This window comes from Streptomyces niveus (genome assembly GCF_001723055.1).
GTDB classification, from domain to species: domain Bacteria; phylum Actinomycetota; class Actinomycetes; order Streptomycetales; family Streptomycetaceae; genus Streptomyces; species Streptomyces niveus.
Genome location: NZ_MDCR01000589.1, coordinates 1 through 501, shown reverse-complemented (window position 1 = coordinate 501; position 501 = coordinate 1). Strand labels below are relative to the sequence as shown.

At 71.1% G+C, this 501-nt stretch carries 1 pseudogene; it reads left to right on the top strand.

Going from position 1 to position 501, the window contains the following annotated elements:
* Positions 1–246: 246 nt before the first annotated feature.
* Positions 247–501 (top strand): annotated as a pseudogene (locus BHU15_RS37755) (hypothetical protein); the annotation flags it as partial.

The window sequence follows — 501 nt, the reverse complement described above, 5'->3', positions numbered from 1 at the left end:
CGCGCTGGACAAGGCGGCGGCCGACGGGCGCCTGGTGGCCGCGGCGATGCCGCTGGCCGGCACGTGACGGACGAGGGACACGTACCCGCCGAGGACCGGGCACGTACCCCCGCCGATTCGCCCTCCCACCCCTCGCGACCAGCATTTTCGCCGGTCGGGCCGCATCCGACGGACGATTGGGTCGTTGGCACCCACGTGCACTCATACGACCGTTCACGTCAGCAGTACCAGCCCCAGGTCCCGGCGATGCGCCCGGCCCAGGACCCCCCGGCGGGCTACTCGTCCGGATACTCGGCCACGCCGATCTACGACGCGCTGTACTCCGAGTACCTGCGCTCGTTCAGGACGCTGCCGGGTGACCGGAGCGGTGAGGAGAGCCTCGGCTTCACCGCATTCGGTACTGGGATGCACGGCTCGTCCGACAGCCGGCAGTCCTCGTTCACCAGTTCGTGGCAGAGCGGCCGGCAGTACGGCCGGCCGCAGATGGCGCTGCCACCGGCT